Below are 16,289 nucleotides of genomic sequence, written 5' to 3'. Positions count from 1 at the left end.
GTGTCTGTGTCACCCGCTGTCTCCACGTCTGCCGCGGTTTCCGCCGAGGCCGCTGCCTCCGCCGGACCCCGTACGCCCACCCAGGCCGACCTGCTCGCCTTCGTACGCCGTACGGCGGCCGATGCCGAGCTGATCGCCTCGCTCCCCCTCGACCCCGAGGGCCGCACCTGGGTGCGGCTCGAAGGCCCCGGCGGCAGCGAGGCGTGGCTCATCGGCTGGCCGCCCGGCAGCGGAACCGGGTGGCACGACCACGCCGAATCGGTGGGCGCCTTCCTCACCGCGTCCGGCGAGCTCAAGGAGAACTCACTCGCCGCCCGGCTGCCCGCCGACGGCTGGAAGACCCTGGAACTCACCGAGGAGATCGACCGGGAGCGCAGGCTGCCCGCGGGCACCGGCCGCGGCTTCGGCCGTCATCACGTGCACGAGGTGCTCAACGAGTCCACCGAGGAGCACGCGATCTCGGTCCACGCCTACTACCCGCCGCTCCCGCAGATCCGCCGCTACAGCCGTACGGGCCAGATCCTGCGCCTGGAGCACGTCGAGCGTCCGGAGGACTGGCAGTGAGCACCCCGCCGCCCGTGGGCATCGACGCGTTGCTGGAGCAGGTCCGCGCGGGCCTGGACCGAGTGGAGGCCGAAGAGGCTTTCGAGGCCGTACGAAGTGGCGAAGCACTCCTGGTCGACACCCGGTACGCCGCCCTGCGCGAACGCGACGGCCTGATCCCCGGCGCCCTCGTCGTCGAGCGCAACGAACTGGAGTGGCGGCTCGACCCCACGGGCAGTCACCGCGCCCCGGAGGCCACGAGCCATGACCTGCGGATCGTGGTGTTCTGCAACGAGGGGTACGCGTCGAGCCTGGCCGTCGAGTCGCTGCGCCGTTTGGGACTGCACCGGGCCACCGATCTGGTCGGTGGCTTCCAGGCGTGGAAGAGCGCCGGCCTACCGGTGACGGCAGCCGACACGGAGAGCTGACCGCCGCATCCACGGGTTCACTCGTACCGAGGCCCGCGGGATCAGAACCCCTCGTCCCCGAGCCCTTCCGTGTCCTCGCCCTCTTCCTCCAGCGCCCGGCGGACCACGCTCAGGGCCATGCCCTGGGAGTAGCCCTTGCGGGCGAGCATGCCCGCGAGGCGTCTCAGCCGCTTGTCGCGGTCGAGTCCGCGGGTGGAGCGCAGCTTGCGGGCGACCAGCTCACGCGCGGTCGCCTCCTCCCGCTCGGAGTCGAGCTGTCCGACGGCCTCGTCGATCAGCGTCGAATCCACGCCCTTGGTCCGCAGCTCCTGGACGAGCGCCCGTCTGGCCAGCCCCCGGCCATGGTGGCGGGACTCGACCCAGGCGTCCGCGAAGGCGCTGTCGTTGATCAGCCCGACCTCCTCGAACCGTGACAGCACCTCGTCCGCCACCTCGTCCGGGATCTCGCGCTTGCGCAACGCGTCCGCCAGCTGCTTCCGGGTGCGCGGGGTCCCGGTGAGCAGGCGCAGGCAGATCGCGCGCGCCCGCTCAGCCGGGTCCCCCGGGGACTCCCCCTTCTCGGCCCTCGACGAGGAGGAGGTGCCTCCGTCCTGCGGGTCGCCGGACGATTCGCCGAAGCCGCCACGCCGTCGACGACCTCGTCCAGCACGCGGTCCGCCCTCACCGCGTCCACCGCGCCGGGAGACCGCGTCCGGCGAACCGTGACCGCCCGGCGGGCCGTCACCCCACCGCGCGTCACCGCCCGTCGAACCGCCGCCGTCCGGATCAGCGTCGTCCGGACCGACGCCGTGGAAACCGTCGGCTCCGTAGAGCCCGTCGTCGGTGCCGTACGGCTGACCGCCGTACCCCCCGGCACCGCCGTACGACCTGTCACCGTCTCCGGCCGGGCCACCGTCTCCCCCGCCGTCCCCCTGCCCCGGCCCCCCGGGGGTGAGGGGGTAGGCGTACTCGGCCCAGTCGGTTCGTCGCGTCATGGCCTAGCTCTTGGCCGCCGCGGCCCTGGACTTGGTGGTCTTGGCAGCCGGAGCGGGCACCGTCTTCGCGGCGTCGTCCGGGGCGGCCGAGACCGCAGCGTCCGCGCCCGGCTCGGCGGTGGGCGCCGCGGGCTTCACACCGACGCCCAGCTTCTCCAGGATCTTCTTCTCGATCTCGTTGGCGAGGTCGGGGTTGTCCTTGAGGAAGTTGCGCGCGTTCTCCTTGCCCTGGCCGAGCTGGTCGCCCTCGTACGTGTACCAGGCGCCGGCCTTGCGGACGAAGCCGTGCTCCACGCCCATGTCGATCAGGCCGCCCTCGCGGCTGATGCCCTGCCCGTAGAGGATGTCGAACTCGGCCTGCTTGAAGGGCGGCGCGACCTTGTTCTTGACGACCTTCACGCGCGTGCGGTTGCCGACCGCGTCCGTGCCGTCCTTCAGCGTCTCGATGCGGCGGATGTCGAGTCGCACCGAGGCGTAGAACTTCAGCGCCCGGCCACCCGTCGTGGTCTCCGGGGAGCCGAACATCACGCCGATCTTCTCGCGGAGCTGGTTGATGAAGATCGCGGTGGTCTGGGACTGGCTCAGCGCGCCGGTGATCTTGCGGAGTGCCTGGCTCATCAGACGGGCCTGCAGACCCACGTGCGAGTCGCCCATCTCGCCCTCGATCTCCGCGCGCGGCACCAGGGCGGCGACGGAGTCGATGACGATCAGGTCGAGCGCACCGGAGCGGACCAGCATGTCCACGATCTCCAGGGCCTGCTCACCGTTGTCCGGCTGCGACAGGATCAGGTTGTCGATGTCGACGCCGAGCTTCTTCGCGTACTCGGGGTCGAGGGCGTGCTCGGCGTCGATGAACGCCACCTGGCCGCCGGCCTTCTGCGCGTTCGCCACCGCGTGCAGGGTCAGGGTCGTCTTACCGGAGGACTCCGGGCCGTACACCTCCACCACTCGGCCGCGCGGCAGGCCGCCGACGCCGAGCGCGACGTCGAGCGCGGTCGACCCGGTGGGGATGACCTCGATGGGCTCATTCGGCCGCTCGCCCAGGCGCATCACTGCACCCTTGCCGAACTGCCGTTCAATCTGCGCGAGCGCGGCGTCGAGCGCCTTCTCGCGGTCGGTTCCTGCCATGGGTTCCACCCGGTTTGCTTGAGTCGATCGCTTCACGTCGAAGACGCTAACGCCTGCCACTGACAATGCGCCCCGACGCCCGTCCGGCCTGTGGATAACTCGGGCACATCTCCGTCGAAACCGTGCCGAATCCCCCATCGAAAGCTCCGCCGGAACTTCCATGAGAATGGATGTTCGATTTTCGTGTCAAGCGCACCACGCGGCACCTCCGAGACTACGTTCACGCTCCGACAACGCCCCGAAGATCCCATCGGTCCCGGCCCGAAACGCGTCCCGGCCCCCGCGCCGGCACCCGCCCCGCCCCGCCCCAGGCGCCCGCCCCGGACCCGGGCTGCTCTCCCGGGCGTACCCCCGGTGTCTTCGGGCGTACGACGACGCCACCCGGCCCGTCCGGCAGGCTGTGCGCCATGCGAACGACGAGGACCCGTCCCCTGATACCGCCGAAGCCCGCGCTCCGGCCGGCCGAGTGGCTCTGCTGTGCGACGGGCGCCCTGCTCGTCCTGTCGGGCTGCCTGCACCTGCTGCTCTTCGCCGTCGACGGCGGCCCGTGGGACGGTCCCGTCTCCTGGCGCAAGCCCGTCACCTTCGGGCTCTCCTTCGGGCTGACCCTGATCGCGATCACCTGGGTCACGTCGTACGTGCGGATGGAGGCGAGGCAGCGCACCGCGCTGCTCGTCGTGTTCGCCGCGGACTGTGTGGTGGAGGTCGGCGGCATCACCCTCCAGGCGTGGCGCCGGGTGCCCTCCCATCTCAACATGGAGACCGGCTTCGACACGGCGGTGTCCATGATGCTCGCGGTGGGCGGAGGGGTCCTGGTCGTGGTGCTGACCCTCTTCGCCGTCGCCTCGTTCCGGAACCGCCCCACGGGCCCCGTCGGCATGCCGCTCGCCGTGCGCTCAGGGTTCGCGATCCTGCTCGTCGCACTGGCCTCGGGTGCCGCGATGATCGCGCGCGGGGTCGTCCTCACCCGGACCGGCCACCAGGAGGCCGCGTACCACTCGACGGCTCCGCTCAAGCCGCTGCACGGCGTGAGCCTGCACGCCGTCCTGGTGCTGCCCGCGCTGGCCTGGCTGCTGTCGCGCACCGACTGGAGCGACACGGTCAGACAGCGGGTCGCGCAGGGGGCGGTCGGCTGCTACGCGGCGGCCGTCGTCGTCGCCGGTGCGCACGCCGTCCTCACCTGGTGACCGCGCGGCGAGGACCCGCTCACCGGCCGAACTGCGCCCGCACGCGCGCGAGGAGGCCGACCGAGCTGCGCGTACGGTGCCCGTGCACGCGGGGGTCGTCCGTGACGTCGTAGCGCTTCACATACGCCCCCAGGAACGCCTGCAGGGTGGCGACGGCGGGGATGGCGATCAGCGCGCCGACGGCCCCGAGGAGCGCCGTGCCCGCGATGACGGACCCGAAGGCGACCGCGGGGTGGATGTCCACCGTCCTGGAGGTCAGCTTGGGCTGGAGCACATAGTTCTCGAACTGCTGGTAGACCACGACGAAGACGAGCACCCACAGCGCGTACCAGGGGTCGATCGTGAACGCGATCAGCATCGGCAGGGCGCCCGCGAGATAGGTGCCGATGGTCGGGATGAACTGCGAGACCAGCCCCACCCACACGCCGAGCACGGGCGCGTAGGGCACGCCCAGCGCCTCCAGCAGGATGTAGTGCGCCACGCCCGAGATCAGCGCCATCAGACCACGTGAGTACAGATAGCCGCCGGTCTTGTCGACGGCTATCTCCCAGGCGCGCAGCACCTCGGCCTGCCGGGCCGGCGGCAGCACCGAGCACAGCGCGCGCCGCAGTCGCGGTCCGTCGGCGGCGAAGTAGAACGAGAACAGCGCGACCGTCAGCAGCTGGAAGAGGCCGCCCAGTACCTGCCCGGACACGTCCAGGACGCCGGTGGCGCTGTTCTGCACGTACTTCCGCAGCCAGTCGGAGTGGAGCAGGCCTTCCTGGATGTCGACCCGTCTCAGTTCGGTGTGGAAGTGCGTGTTGACCCAGTTGATGACCGAGTCGAGGTAGTCCGGGAAATCCTCGATCATCTTGATGATCTGGCCCGCGAGCATCGACCCGAGCAGGGTGACGAACCCGGCGATCATGATCAACGAGCCCAGGAAGACAAGGAAGGTGGCCAGCCCTCTGCGCATGCCCCGTGAGGCCATCCAGCTGACCGCGGGTTCTATCGCGAGCGCCAGGAAGAACGCGATCAGGATGTTGATCAGCAGGCCGGTGAGCTGATGGAACGCCCAACTGCCCAGCTGGAACACGGCTATGAGCGTAAGGGCGAGCACCATGGCACGCGGCAGCCAGCGCGGCATGCGCGCGCCCGGCCCGGCGGCGTCCCCGCCCGGCAGGTCGGGCGGCGTCGTGCCGAACGGTGATGCCTGCTGATCTACCTGCGTGTTCTCGTCTGTCGGGGCCACCCGGCCAGTCTGGCCCACGCCACCGACACCGGGTCCACGTCCCCCCGTCTTTCCCGGTCTTCGGTCCCCTTCAGCGGTTTTCGTACGGAACGTTCATGGTCGCGCACACCACGCGCCACACGTCCTTGGCCTCCCAGCCCGCGTTCAGCGCCTCGTGGACGGTGCGCCCGCCGAGTTCCGTCATCACATGATCGCGCGCGAACGTCTCGGTGTACCCCGCGCCGAAGTGATCAGCCATTCGCTGCCAGAAGACCGTCAACCGCATGACTCCAGTATCCCGCCCCTGAGAGTGGGCCCGAGCCGGGACCGCGTGCCGAGACCGCTTTCCGCCCTACGGTCTGACGCATGGCCGAAACCGGAGCATCTCCACTCCCCCAGACGCCCCCCGCGCACTCCCCACTCGCCCGCGCCGAGCACTTCGTCTGGCTCACCGCGCGCGTGCTGGAACAGCGCCGCTTCGCCTACCACTTCCTGGGCGGCGGCGCCGACGCGGTGGAGACCGCGCTGGCCGCCTACCGCAACGACGACGAAGGGTACGGTCACGCGCTCGAACCCGATCTGCGCGGTCCCGTCAGCCAGCCGCTGCACACCGGGCACGCGCTGCGTGTGCTCGACTCGATCGGCCGCTGCGGCGGGCAGCGCGTGGAGCGGGTGTGCCGCTATCTGACCTCCGTGTCGACCGCGGACGGCGCGCTGCCCGCCGTCCGTCCCAGTCAGCGCGGCTATCCGACGGCCCCGTTCGTGCCGATCGTCGACGACCCGCCGAGCGAACTCCTCGCCACCGGCCCGGTGGTGGGCCTGCTGCACCGCAACGAGGTGTGGAACGCCTGGCTGTTCCGGGCCACCGACTTCTGCTGGCAGGCGGTCGAGTCCCTGGAGAAGTCCCATCCGTACGAGGTGGAGGCGGCGGTCGCCTTCCTGGACTCCGCGGCCGACCGCCCGCGCGCGGAGGCGAGCGCCGACCGGCTGGGCCGCCTCGTCCGTGAGCAGCGGCTCGCCGCGCTGGAACCCGGGCGCCTGGAGGCGTACCCCGTCCCGCCCGATTACGCGCCGGGTGAGCACCACTTCCCGCACGACTACGCGCGGACCCCGGACTCACTCGCGCGCGCGTGGTTCACCGACGAGGAGATGGCACGCTCGCTTGACCACCTCCTCGACGAGCAGCAGGAGGACGGCGGGTGGCCGATCCGATGGCGTCAGTGGGCACCGGGCACCGCCCTGGAGTGCCGCCCCATGGTGACGATCGAGGCACTGCGCACGCTCCGGGCGTACGGCCGGTCCATCGCCTGAGGCCACCGTCGGCCCAGGTGCCTGGATGCCGGTCCCGCGTATACGGGTGCGCCGGTACGTCCGGGTGTCGGCCCCGCCTGCCCGGGTGTCAGCCCGTCATCGCGCGGACCCCGGCCGTCACCACCACGGCCGCGGCGACCACCACCAGGAACGGGGCGCGCAGGATCAGCGCGACGGCGGCCGCGGCCAGCCCTGCCGCCTTCGCGTCGATGACGAGGACGCGCCCGTCGGCGAAGGTCTGCTGGGCCGTGAGGGCCGCCAGGAGCGCGACGGGCAGCAGGGCGGCGAGGCGCTGCACGAGCGGCCGCTCCAGTACGCCCGCGGGGATCAACAGACCGACGAGTTTGAGGGCGTAGCAGCCGACGGCGGTGGCGCCGATGGCGATCCAGATGTTCAACGGTCTTCCCCTGATACGTCTGATACGTCGTTCTGGGCGCCGTCCTGTGGCGCGTTCACCGCACCGGCCGACGCCTCGTCCGATGCGCCCGCGGAGGCGTCGGCGGCGGTCGTCGCGCCGCGGCGCCCCGTCACGTAGAGCACGGCGGGGGCGGCCAGGGCGGCCACCAGCACCGGTACTCCGGCGGGCAGCACGGGCAGCAGACCGAGCCCCAGAAGGACGGCGATTCCCGCGACGGCGCGTTCCGTGGTGGTCTTCAGCATCGGCGCGAGCAGAGCCAGGAACACGGCGGGCCCGGCCGCGTCCAGGCCCCAGGCGTCGGTGTCGCCGATGGCCTCGGCCCCGGCAGCCCCGGCCAGGGTGGTGAGGTTCCACAGCAGATACAGCGAGAGGCCCGTGACGGTGAAGCCGATCCGCACGCTGCGGCGGGTGGGCTGGGCGAGCGCGACGGCCGTGGTCTCGTCGATCACCCACTGCGCGGCGAACGGGCGCACCGCGCGCGGAAGGGCGAGGAGCTGGGACAGACGCAGCCCGTAGAAGGCGTTGCGGACCCCGAGGAAGAACGCGCCCGCGGCGGCGGTGAGCGGGTTGCCCCCGGCCGCGAGCGCGCCCACGAGCGCGAACTGCGACGCCCCGGTGAACACCAGGAGGCTGAGGGCGCAGGTCTGGAGCAGCGTGAGCCCGCTGCCGGCCGAGGTCACCCCGAAGGCGAAACCGGACAGTCCGACGGCGACCCCGACCCCGAGGGCGTCACGGACGACGGCGGCGTCGGGTTTTCCGCCTTCTTCACTGCGTATGTCTGCGAGAGCTGTCTGTTGTGCCACGCGCCGGACGGTACGGGGAGTCGCGCCCCGGTGTCTTGTACGTTCTTGCGCTCCCGCTGGTAGGCGCCCGGAGGGACGCCCACGATCCGGCTGAAGTGGCGGTTGAGGTGCGGCTGGTCGGTGAAGCCGACGGCGACGGCAGCCTCGGCGGGCGCGGAACCGGCGTCCAGGAGGTGGCGGGCCCGGCGTACCCGCGCGTCGGTCAGCCAGGTGTGGGGTGGCATGCCGTAGGCGTCCCGGAACGCGCGCAGCAACGCGAACGAGCTGGTGCCGAGGTCGGCGGCGAGCCGCTCCAGGGTCGGCGGCTCGGCCATCCGCTCCTCCAGCACCGCACGCGCGCGTGCCGCGAGCCGGGCGCCCGCGGTACGCACGGCCCGCTGCGGCAGCGGCCCTCCGTTCAGGCGCAGCAGCCGGGTCACGGCGACCCGCAGCAGGGTGTCGGCGGCCAGCGCGTTGCCCTCCTCCGCGGCCCTGAGCACCTGATGGACCAGGCCCGCCGCGTAAGGGTCGTCGAGTACCGGACGGGTGAATCCGGGGGTGCCGCGAAGGAGGGTGGTCTCGGCGGCGATCTCGGCCACCGTGTCCGGCGAGGGGTACACGGCGCCGTACTTCCAGCCTTCGGGAACGCCCGCGCGCCCGGTGTGCGGGGTGTCGGGGTTGACGAGTGCCAGCGAACCCGGGCCCGCGTACTGGTCGGCGCCGCCGTGGTGGAAGACCTCGACGCCCTCGGTGACGGCGGCGATGACGAAGTTCTCGTGGGTGTGCCGCACGAAGATCTTCTCGACGTAGCGGGCCCGCAGCAGATCGACACCGGGCAGCTCCGCGTACCGCCAGTGCCGCGCCCGCTCCTGCCCCGAACCTGCCACCCCCTCATTCTCCGCCACCTGGCCAGGATCCACCGCCGACGCCCACCCTGCCCGTCTTGCCCCACCCCGTTCCACCGCGCCCCGCTCCGTCCTGTCCCGCCCTGCCCTGCGTTGCTCCGTCGAGGCGTTCTCGCAGGTCAGCGCGATTGTCAGTGGGCGGGTGCAGGATGGACGCATGGTCAGCTCCGCACACCGAGCCCTCGACGGCTTCTCCCCCGCGACCCGCGGCTGGTTCACGGGGGCCTTCTCCGCGCCCACCGCGGCCCAGGCCGGAGCATGGGCGGCCATCGGTGCGGGCTCGGACGTGCTGGTCGTCGCCCCGACCGGTTCAGGCAAGACGCTGGCCGCGTTCCTCGCCGCGCTCGACCAGCTGGCCTCGACGCCACCGCCGGCGGACCCGAGGAAGCGCTGCCGGGTGCTGTACGTGTCACCGCTCAAGGCGCTCGCGGTCGACGTGGAGCGGAATCTGCGCAGCCCGCTGACCGGCATCCGGCAGGAGTCCGTGCGGCTCGGGCTGCCGGAGCCGCAGGTGAAGGTGGGCATCCGTTCCGGCGACACCCCGCCCGCCGAGCGCCGGGCGCTGGCCACCCGCCCGCCGGACATCCTGATCACGACCCCCGAGTCGCTGTTCCTGATGCTGACCTCGGCCACGCGCGACGCGCTGACGGGCATCGAGACGGTGATCCTGGACGAGGTGCACGCGGTCGCGGGCACCAAGCGCGGCGCCCATCTCGCGCTCACCCTGGAGCGCCTCGACGAGCTGCTGCCGAAGCCCGCCCGGCGTATCGGGCTCTCCGCGACGGTGCGTCCCGTGGACGAGGTGGCGCGCTATCTCTCTCCGCAGCGCAAGGTGGAGATCGTCCAGCCGCCGTCCGGCAAGGAGTTCGACCTCTCCGTGGTCGTCCCGGTGGAGGACCTGGGCGAGCTGGGCGGCTCCCCGGCCGCCGACGGCAAGGAGGGCGCGGAGAAGCCCTCCATCTGGCCGCATGTCGAGGAGCGGATCGCCGACCTCGTCCAGTCCCACCGCTCGACGATCGTGTTCGCCAACTCGCGCCGCCTGGCCGAGCGTCTGTGCAACCGGCTCAACGAGATCGCCTACGAGAGGGCGACCGGCGAGCCCCTGGAGGAGGCGCACGCCCCCGCCGAGCTGATGGGCGGCTCGGGCGCGGCTCAGGGGGCGCCGCAGGTCATCGCCCGCGCCCACCACGGTTCGGTCTCCAAGGAGCAGCGGGCGCAGGTCGAGGAGGACCTGAAGGCGGGCCGTCTGCCCGCCGTGGTCGCCACCTCCAGCCTCGAACTGGGCATCGACATGGGCGCGGTCGACCTCGTCATCCAGGTCGAGTCACCGCCGTCCGTGGCGTCGGGGCTCCAGCGCGTGGGCCGCGCGGGTCACCAGGTCGGCGCGGTCTCCACCGGCGTGGTCTTCCCGAAGTACCGGGGAGACCTGGTGCAGGCGGCCGTGGTCACCGAGCGGATGCGCACCGGATCCATCGAGTCCCTCCGGGTTCCCGCCAACCCGCTGGACGTGCTGGCCCAGCAGCTCGTCGCCATGACCGCGCTCGACACCTGGCAGGTCGACGACCTGCTCACCACGGTCCGCCGGGCGGCCCCCTTCGCCTCGCTCCCGGAATCGGCGTTCACCGCCGTGCTCGACATGCTCGCGGGCCGCTATCCGTCGGACGCCTTCGCCGAGCTGAGGCCCCGTGTGGTGTGGGACCGCGTCGCGGGCACGGTGACCGGCCGCCCCGGCGCCCAGCGTCTCGCCGTCACCTCCGGGGGCACCATCCCCGACCGCGGGCTCTTCGGGGTCTTCCTCGCGGGGGCCGACCCCAAGAAGGGCGGCGGCCGGGTCGGCGAGCTCGACGAGGAGATGGTCTACGAGTCCCGGGTGGGCGATGTGTTCACCCTCGGCACCAGTTCCTGGCGCATCGAGGACATCACCCGGGACCGGGTCCTGGTCTCCCCGGCGCCCGGTGTCCCCGGCCGGCTGCCGTTCTGGAAGGGCGACCAGCTCGGACGTCCGCTCGAACTGGGGCGCGCGGTGGGCGCGTTCCTCCGCGAGGTCGGCTCGCTCCCCGAGGACGAGGCCCGGCCGCGCCTGCTCGCCGCCGGCCTGGACGCCTGGGCCGCCGACAACGTGATCGCGTACCTGAGGGAACAGCGCGAGGCGTGCGGCCACATCCCGGACGACCGCACGATCGTCGTCGAACGCTTCCGCGACGAGCTGGGCGACTGGCGTGTCGTCGTGCACTCGCCCTTCGGCGCCCAGGTCCACGCCCCCTGGGCCCTCGCCCTGGGCGCCAAGCTCTCCGAGCGGTACGGCATGGACGCCCAGGTCATGCACGCCGACGACGGCATCGTGCTGCGGCTGCCCGCCGCCGACCTGATGAGCCTGGACCTGCTCGACCAGGCACCTGCGAAGGCGGGCACGGAGTACGACGCGGACCAGGCGCCGATCGGCGCGGCGGACGTCGCCTTCGACAAGGGCGAGGTCAACCAGATCGTCACGGACCAGGTGGGCGGTTCGGCCCTGTTCGCCGCCCGCTTCCGCGAGTGCGCCGCCCGCGCCCTGCTCCTGCCGCGCCGCAGCCCCGGCAAGCGCACCCCCCTGTGGCAGCAGCGACAGCGTGCCGCCCAACTGCTCCAGGTGGCAAGCGAGTTCGGTTCGTTCCCGATCGTTCTGGAAGCGGTGCGCGAATGCCTCCAGGACGTCTTCGACGTCCCGGGCCTCACGGAACTGATGGGCGACATCGAGTCCCGCAAGGTGCGGCTCGTCGAGGTCACCACACCCGAGCCCTCCCCCTTCGCCCGCTCCCTGCTCTTCGGATACGTCGCCCAGTTCCTGTACGAGGGCGACTCGCCGCTCGCCGAGCGGCGGGCCGCCGCGCTGTCGCTGGACTCACGGCTGCTGGCCGAGCTCCTGGGCCAGGCCGAACTGCGCGAGCTGCTGGACGCCGACGTCCTGACCGAGCTGGAGCGCGAGCTCCAGTGGCTCACCGAGGACCGCCGCATCAAGGACGTGGAGGGTGTCGCCGACCTGCTGCGTCTGCTGGGGCCGCTCACGGAGGCCGAGTTGACCGGGCGGGGCGCGGAGCCGCAGTGGGCGAAGGAGCTGGCCGCCGCCCGCCGCGCCATCCGGGTCCGGATCGGCGGAGCCGACCACTGGGCGGCCATCGAGGACGCGGGCCGGCTGCGCGACGCGCTCGGCACGGCGTTGCCCGTCGGCGTCCCGGAAGCCTTCACCGAACCGGTCAAGGATCCGCTCGGCGATCTCCTCGCCCGGTACGCGCGCACCCACGGGCCGTTCACCTCGACGACGGCCGCCGCCCGCTTCGGTCTCGGCACGGCCGTCACCGACGGCGCGCTGCATCGGCTCGCCGCGAGCGGCCGGGTCGTCCAGGGGGAGTTCCATCCGGCGGGCATCGGCCAGGAGTGGTGCGACGCGACGGTGCTGCGCAGGCTGCGCCGCCGTTCGCTCGCGGCGCTGCGTCATGAACTCGAGCCCGTCCCACCCGCCGCACTCGCCCAGTTCCTGCCCCAGTGGCAGCACGTGGGCAGCGGTCACGGGCTGCGCGGCGTCGACGGACTGGTGCGCGCCGTCGAGCAGTTGCAGGGCGCGTCCGTGCCGGCGTCCGCGCTGGAGAAGCTCGTCCTGCCGTCCCGGATCGCCGGTTACACGCCCGCGCTGCTCGACGAGCTCACGGCCGCCGGGGAGGTGCTCTGGGCCGGGGCGGGTTCGCTGCCGGGCAAGGACGGCTGGGTCTCGTTGTATCTGGCGGACGCCGCTCCCCTGCTCCTTCCGGCCGCGCACCCCCTGGAGCCGACCACGCTGCATCAGTCGGTCCTCGACACCCTCTCCGGTGGCTATGGCCTGTTCTTCCGTCAGATCGCCGACCAGGTCCGCGCCACCACGCACCCCGACGCCACCGATCCGCAGCTCGCCGACGCGATCTGGGACCTGGCCTGGTCCGGGCGCCTCACGAACGACACGCTCGCACCGATGCGTTCCCTCCTGGGATCGGGCCGCACCGCTGGGTCCACGGCGCACCGCGCCAAGCGCTCGGTCCCCCGCGGGCGCTACGGCTCTCTGACGGGAGGGGCCCGCCCTCAATCGCGGACCGGTCCCCCCACCGTCGCGGGCCGCTGGTCACTGCTGCCCGAGCGCGAGCCCGACCCCACCGTGCGCGCCCACGCCCTGGCCCGCACCCTGCTCGACCGGCACGGGGTGGTGACCCGGGGCGCCGTAGCGGCGGAGGGCGTCGAGGGCGGCTTCTCGGCGGTGTACCGCATCCTGTCGGCCTTCGAGGACAGCGGTCAGGCGCGGCGCGGCTATGTGGTCGAGGGTCTCGGCGCCGCCCAGTTCGCGATGGACGGCGCGGTGGACCGGCTCCGCGCGACGGCGAACGCACGGGACCGGGGCGCCGGCCTGTCCGACCCGGCCCTCCCGGACGACTCCCCCGCCGCGCACGGCTTCCCGGACACCTCCGCCTTCCCGCACACCGGCTCGGGCTTCGACGGCACGGGCCGTGGGGACGACTTCCTGGACCGGGCCGATACCGCGGAGGGTCCGGGTTCCCTGAACGACCCCGACCTCGGACCCGATTCCGCTCCCGACCTCTCCTTCGGCCCCGACCCTGGCACCGATTCCCGCCTCGGCCCCGGCTCCGCCCTCGACTTCGACTTCGGGGACGACCACACCTTCTCCGCCGACTCCGCCTTCCCGGCCGGCTCCCCTCACCCCGACGCCTCGCACCGCCGGAACACCCCGTCCCACCGCAACGGCTCGCCGTACCCGGCGAACGGCTCCGGCCATCCCGGCCGTTCGGGTTTCCCGGGCGCCCGCTCCCGAATTCGTACGGCCTCCCCGGCTGTCGTACTGGCCGCCGCGGACCCGGCGAACGCCTACGGCGCGGCCCTGTCCTGGCCCGAGCCCCCGACCGAAGCGGGCCACAAGCCGGGCCGCAAGGCGGGTTCCCTGGTCGTCCTGGTCGACGGTGAGCTGGCTCTCTACATGGAGCGCGGCGGCAAGACCCTGCTGGCCTGGCCCGCGGACCCGGACGCTTCGGTCGCACAGGACACGCGCCTGCCTGCGGCGGCGGACGCCCTGGCCGTGGCAGCCCGCGCCGGCTCGCTCGGCACGGTCACCGTCGAGCGCGTCAACGGCGCCTCGGCCCTCACCTCCCCCCTCGGCGCCCTCCTGGAAGGAGCGGGCTTCATCGCCACCCCGCGCGGACTCCGCCTGCGCGCCTGACCGGCCGGCCCCCACCCGTGCCACCCTGGAGACATGCCCGAAGGAGACACCGTCTGGCAGGCCGCGAGGCGGCTGCACACAGCCCTCGCGGGCAGGGTTCTGACTTGTTCCGACCTGCGCGTGCCCCGGTACGCCACGGCCGACCTCACCGGTCGCGTCGTCCTGGACGTCACCCCGCGCGGCAAGCACCTCCTCACCCGCATCGAGGGCGGTCTGACGCTGCACTCGCATCTGCGGATGGACGGTTCGTGGAAGGTGTACGAGCCCGGCCGGCGCTGGAGCGGAGGTCCCGCCCACCAGATCCGGGCCGTCCTCGGCACCGCGGACCGCACGGCGGTCGGCTACCGCCTGCCCGTACTGGAACTGCTCCGCACCGCCGACGAGGCCCGCGTGGTCGGTCACCTCGGCCCCGATCTCCTGGGTCCGGACTGGGACCCGGGCAAGGCGCTGGCGAACCTCCTTCGCGACCCCGACCGCCCCCTCGGAGAGGCCCTCCTCGACCAGCGGAATCTCGCCGGCATCGGCAACGTGTACAAGAGCGAGCTGTGTTTCCTGCTCGGCGTCACCCCCTGGCTCCCGGTCGGCGCCCTGCCCACCGACCGTGCCGTCCAACTTCCGGTCCTCGCCAAGAAGTTGCTGGAGTTCAACCGCGACCGCCCGGCCCGCGTCACCACCGGGCGGCGCGACCAGAACCTCTTCGTGTACGGCCGCGCCCCGCGCCCCTGTCCGCGCTGTGCGACGCCGATCCGTGCAGGCAACCAGGGCGACGGTTCCCGCGAGCGGCCGACGTACTGGTGCCCCCGATGCCAGGCGGGCCCCACCCCGCGCGCGGGCGGCCGGCACACCGCCGCGGCGCCCCGCCCCACCGGGCACGAGTCCCCGGCGCCCGGCCAACGGCACCGCTAGAGCAGCACATCGAGCAACGCGCCCACGCCGACCGGACGGCGCGTCCAGCCACGCACCGGGCCGGGCGCCGAACCGGGCATCGGTCTGGGCGTCGAACCGCGCGTCGGGCCGAGGGCCGAGTCGCGTATCAAGTCCCGCGCGAACAATTGACGACCCGTCAGAAACCCTCGTACCGTCCCTTCATGGCCCTCCCCGCGTACGACCTCACCGGACGCACCGCATTCGTCACCGGCGCGGCGGGCGGCATCGGCCGCGCGGCGGCCCTCCTGCTGGCGGAGGCGGGCGCCACCCTGCACTGCGCGGACGTCGACGAGCAGGGCCTGCACGAGACGGCGACGCTGATCAAGGACCAGGGCGGCACCGCCCAAAGCCATCCCCTCGATGTCACCGACCGCGCCCAGATCCAGCAGGCCGTCGCGTCGTGCGGCCGTGTCGACGTCATGGCGGCGATCGCCGGGATCATGCACAGCAGCCCGGTCCTGGAGACGCTGGACGAGGATCTCGACCGGGTGCTGAGCGTCAACTTCAAAGGGGTGCTGTACGCCTGCCAGGAGGCCGCGCGCTCCATGATCGCGAACAGCGTCCGGGGCAGCGTCGTCACCATGGCCTCGGGCGCGATCGACACCGGCGGTCCTGGCCTGTTGTGCTACAGCGCGGCCAAGGCCGCCGTCGTACAGCTGACGCGGACGCTGGCGACCGAGATCGGACCGCACGGCATTCGCGTCAACGCCGTGGCACCCGGCTGGATCCGTACCCCCATGACCAACCGTCACGGCGAGCGGCAGGCGCACACCGAGGCGTTCATGGCCCGCCTGTCACCGCTGGGCCGCGTCGGGGAACCCGAGGACATCGCCCACGCCGTGCTGTACCTGGCTTCGGACGCCTCGGCGTTCACCACGGGTCAGATCCTCCGCCCCAACGGCGGCGTCGCCATGCCCTGGTAGCCCGCCCCCCGCCGCCCCCACGTCGGCGCCAGACCTCTCGCCAGTGCTCCCGCCATCGGTCCGACCCCACGGCGCCGGCCGCCCGGGACTTGGGCACACAGTGGACCGGCAGCAGGCTGAGCCCCCACCCGCCCGCGGCGACCGCTCCGTCGAGCACCCCGGCATCCGGTGCCAGCGCGAGCCGGAGCACGCTGAACCACCACAGCGCGCCGAACACCAGGGCGGCCCCCCGGCTCACTGTTCGCCCTGTCATGGCACCCTCCTCCGGCGCGGCACCGAACCGCCGATCTCACACGCGGGCAGGGCGCGCCGACGGCACG

The 16,289-nt window shown here is 72.7% G+C and carries 15 protein-coding genes; 7 read left to right on the top strand and 8 right to left on the bottom strand.

Features of this window, described 5'->3' with window-relative positions:
- Together ACZ6KY_RS11800 and ACZ6KY_RS11795 are read left to right on the top strand one after the other, a co-directional pair.
- Positions 1–564 carry a cupin domain-containing protein gene (locus ACZ6KY_RS11800; protein WP_469310160.1) on the top strand — a complete coding sequence of 188 codons (564 nt, stop codon included), beginning with the start codon at positions 1–3 and terminating at the stop codon, positions 562–564.
- On the top strand, positions 561–971 hold the full coding sequence (locus ACZ6KY_RS11795) for a rhodanese-like domain-containing protein (RefSeq protein WP_469310159.1): 411 nt from the start codon (positions 561–563) through the stop codon (positions 969–971). Before ACZ6KY_RS11800 ends, ACZ6KY_RS11795 begins: the two co-directional genes overlap by 4 nt.
- A gap of 41 nt (positions 972–1,012) precedes the next feature.
- On the opposite strand, the gene recX is transcribed toward ACZ6KY_RS11795, so the two are convergent.
- Positions 1,013–1,945 carry a recombination regulator RecX gene (gene recX / locus ACZ6KY_RS11790; protein ID WP_469310158.1) on the bottom strand — a complete coding sequence of 311 codons (933 nt, stop codon included), beginning with the start codon at positions 1,943–1,945 and terminating at the stop codon, positions 1,013–1,015.
- Between the two features lie 3 nt (positions 1,946–1,948).
- Complete coding sequence (gene recA, locus ACZ6KY_RS11785; RefSeq protein WP_469310157.1) at positions 1,949–3,073, bottom strand: recombinase RecA; 1,125 nt, start codon at positions 3,071–3,073, stop codon at positions 1,949–1,951.
- Between the two features lie 407 nt (positions 3,074–3,480).
- Here recA and ACZ6KY_RS11780 point away from each other — a divergent pair, with 407 nt between their 5' ends.
- Positions 3,481–4,260, top strand: coding sequence for a hypothetical protein (locus ACZ6KY_RS11780; RefSeq protein WP_469310156.1), 780 nt, complete (start codon positions 3,481–3,483; stop codon positions 4,258–4,260).
- Between the two features lie 19 nt (positions 4,261–4,279).
- Here the strand turns inward: ACZ6KY_RS11780 and ACZ6KY_RS11775 are convergent, their stop codons facing one another.
- Positions 4,280–5,491, bottom strand: a complete 1,212-nt coding sequence (locus ACZ6KY_RS11775; RefSeq protein WP_469310155.1) for an AI-2E family transporter — start codon at positions 5,489–5,491, stop codon at positions 4,280–4,282.
- A gap of 70 nt (positions 5,492–5,561) precedes the next feature.
- Positions 5,562–5,756: a DUF3046 domain-containing protein gene (locus ACZ6KY_RS11770; RefSeq protein ID WP_469310154.1), complete on the bottom strand. Its 195-nt coding sequence runs from the start codon at positions 5,754–5,756 to the stop codon at positions 5,562–5,564.
- Positions 5,757–5,836: 80 nt separating this feature from the next.
- On the opposite strand from ACZ6KY_RS11770, the gene ACZ6KY_RS11765 reads away from it, so the two are divergent.
- Positions 5,837–6,781: a hypothetical protein gene (locus ACZ6KY_RS11765; RefSeq protein ID WP_469310153.1), complete on the top strand. Its 945-nt coding sequence runs from the start codon at positions 5,837–5,839 to the stop codon at positions 6,779–6,781.
- An 88-nt stretch (positions 6,782–6,869) separates the two neighbouring features.
- Here the strand turns inward: ACZ6KY_RS11765 and ACZ6KY_RS11760 are convergent, their stop codons facing one another.
- Genes ACZ6KY_RS11760 through ACZ6KY_RS11750 form a run of 3 tightly spaced genes read right to left on the bottom strand, consistent with a single transcriptional unit; the run spans position 6,870 to position 8,868 of the window.
- Positions 6,870–7,178, bottom strand: a complete 309-nt coding sequence (locus ACZ6KY_RS11760; protein WP_469310152.1) for an AzlD domain-containing protein — start codon at positions 7,176–7,178, stop codon at positions 6,870–6,872.
- Entirely contained in the window at positions 7,175–7,975 is an 801-nt protein-coding gene (locus ACZ6KY_RS11755; RefSeq protein WP_469310381.1) for an AzlC family ABC transporter permease, read from the bottom strand. Before ACZ6KY_RS11755 ends, ACZ6KY_RS11760 begins: the two co-directional genes overlap by 4 nt.
- Complete coding sequence (locus tag ACZ6KY_RS11750; RefSeq protein ID WP_469310380.1) at positions 7,876–8,868, bottom strand: AraC family transcriptional regulator; 993 nt, start codon at positions 8,866–8,868, stop codon at positions 7,876–7,878. The genes ACZ6KY_RS11755 and ACZ6KY_RS11750 overlap by 100 nt, the downstream gene beginning before the upstream one ends.
- Before the next feature lie 175 nt (positions 8,869–9,043).
- Between ACZ6KY_RS11750 and ACZ6KY_RS11745 the strand changes: the two genes are divergently transcribed.
- From ACZ6KY_RS11745 to ACZ6KY_RS11735, 3 genes are all read left to right on the top strand, one after another.
- Positions 9,044–14,119, top strand: a complete 5,076-nt coding sequence (locus tag ACZ6KY_RS11745; protein ID WP_469310151.1) for an ATP-dependent helicase — start codon at positions 9,044–9,046, stop codon at positions 14,117–14,119.
- Between the two features lie 33 nt (positions 14,120–14,152).
- On the top strand, positions 14,153–15,025 hold the full coding sequence (locus ACZ6KY_RS11740; protein WP_469310150.1) for an Fpg/Nei family DNA glycosylase: 873 nt from the start codon (positions 14,153–14,155) through the stop codon (positions 15,023–15,025).
- 182 nt (positions 15,026–15,207) lie between these two features.
- Entirely contained in the window at positions 15,208–15,969 is a 762-nt protein-coding gene (locus tag ACZ6KY_RS11735; protein ID WP_469310149.1) for an SDR family NAD(P)-dependent oxidoreductase, read from the top strand.
- On the opposite strand, the gene ACZ6KY_RS11730 is transcribed toward ACZ6KY_RS11735, so the two are convergent.
- The gene (locus ACZ6KY_RS11730) at positions 15,917–16,222 is read right to left on the bottom strand and encodes a hypothetical protein (RefSeq protein ID WP_469310148.1); all 306 of its coding nucleotides are present in this window, start codon (positions 16,220–16,222) and stop codon (positions 15,917–15,919) included. The genes ACZ6KY_RS11735 and ACZ6KY_RS11730 overlap by 53 nt on opposite strands.
- Between the last annotated feature and the right edge of the window lie 67 nt (positions 16,223–16,289).

This window comes from Streptomyces sp. NPDC042002 (genome assembly GCF_055588305.1).
Note: the sequence above shows the minus strand (reverse complement) of the source record. Positions and strands in the feature narration are given on the sequence as shown.

What these genes read in the sequence shown, in the direction of transcription:
- recX (WP_469310158.1), bottom strand. Translation starts at nt 1,945, where the DNA reads ATGACGCGACGAACCGACTGGGCCGAGTACGCCTACCCCCTCACCCCC.
- recA (WP_469310157.1), bottom strand. Translation starts at nt 3,073, where the DNA reads ATGGCAGGAACCGACCGCGAGAAGGCGCTCGACGCCGCGCTCGCGCAG.
- ACZ6KY_RS11780 (WP_469310156.1), top strand. Translation starts at nt 3,481, where the DNA reads ATGCGAACGACGAGGACCCGTCCCCTGATACCGCCGAAGCCCGCGCTC.
- ACZ6KY_RS11770 (WP_469310154.1), bottom strand. Translation starts at nt 5,756, where the DNA reads ATGCGGTTGACGGTCTTCTGGCAGCGAATGGCTGATCACTTCGGCGCG.
- ACZ6KY_RS11765 (WP_469310153.1), top strand. Translation starts at nt 5,837, where the DNA reads ATGGCCGAAACCGGAGCATCTCCACTCCCCCAGACGCCCCCCGCGCAC.
- ACZ6KY_RS11745 (WP_469310151.1), top strand. Translation starts at nt 9,044, where the DNA reads ATGGTCAGCTCCGCACACCGAGCCCTCGACGGCTTCTCCCCCGCGACC.
- ACZ6KY_RS11740 (WP_469310150.1), top strand. Translation starts at nt 14,153, where the DNA reads ATGCCCGAAGGAGACACCGTCTGGCAGGCCGCGAGGCGGCTGCACACA.
- ACZ6KY_RS11735 (WP_469310149.1), top strand. Translation starts at nt 15,208, where the DNA reads ATGGCCCTCCCCGCGTACGACCTCACCGGACGCACCGCATTCGTCACC.
- ACZ6KY_RS11730 (WP_469310148.1), bottom strand. Translation starts at nt 16,222, where the DNA reads ATGACAGGGCGAACAGTGAGCCGGGGGGCCGCCCTGGTGTTCGGCGCG.